The following is a 1125-nucleotide window of genomic DNA, read 5'->3' on the forward strand; positions in this document are numbered from 1 at the left end:
AGGTTCATCATCTCATCGGTCATCGGGGATCTCTCGGGTCAGGGTTGGCGTTCGCAAACCAAACCTAACCGGCAATCGCCGATGACCACCTCAGCTACACCACTACGCGGGACACGACCGCCCGCGCGGCAAGGCGRCGCTTCCTCGCCCCGGTTCTGGGCTCGCTTGCGCTCAGGGTCGCAGGGGCCGGGTATCGTTACCTCCCTCGCTGGGCATGGCGTTGTCACGGCTAATCGGCTGCGATGGGCGCGCTGCCGACAGGCATCGGAGCAGAACTTGGCTAGGAGCCACGTCGTGAGGCCGACTTGATACCAGCCATCGTTGCGTTGAACGATCAGATCGAGAATGATCGGCGGCGGCTCGGTCACGCGATGCGCCACAACGACTGGAAGCCGACGCAAGCCAAGGTCGGTTTCTATGCCCGTCACCAGTGCCGCGACAAAGGATGCTTGCCGGGACCGACTTGATACACGTCAACACACCTGGCCCTTGTCGGGATCAACTTGCAGGCGACGAATCTCACAGAGACGGTGACGGAGCGAACGCATGGTCAATCAGCGAATTCGAGAGTTCATTGTGTCCACTTTCGGGACGGTCTGTTTACTCATCGTCGTCATACCGACAGTCCTTGTCTTGGCGGCCGCCCTGACGCGAGGTCCCTTTTTCGCGGGCATCATCATAGCGGGCCTAGTATTCGTGGTGTCAGCATTTCTGGCCGGTGGAGCGCTTAGAGACCGTTTGAGAATGGGTTGAGGCGCTTGCGGCGGCATGATTCAAGCTTGGGATGTGGACCCGAGCGAACCGTGGCCGGATGGCTGGATTTGAGAAACGCGCGAAGCGCTGCCCTACTGATCTGACGGATGAGGAGTGGCTCTTCATCCGTCCGTTCCTGCCGTCGATCCCGAAGCGCGGACGCAAGCCGACGACGGACCTTCGCGAGGTGCTCGACGCGCTGCGCTATCTTGCCCGAACCGGTGGCGGCTGGCGGATGCTGCCGAACGATTTCCCCCCCTGGCAGACGGTCTATTGGTGGTTCCGGCGGTTCGTTCGCCGCCTGCTGTTCAAGACGATCCATGATGTCGCGCTGATGCTCGATCGCGAGCGCGAGAGCCGGGAGCAGTCACC

Annotated in this window: 1 protein-coding gene; it reads left to right on the plus strand. The window is 61.6% G+C overall.

The annotated features are described in order from the left end of the window. Window positions 1–784: 784 nt before the first annotated feature. Window positions 785–1125, plus strand: a 341-nt coding sequence (locus tag AC1D34_RS37860; RefSeq protein WP_476827066.1) for a transposase, incomplete at its 3' end; no start/stop codon positions are given.

The organism is Allobosea sp. P1_A7 (assembly GCF_056406775.1).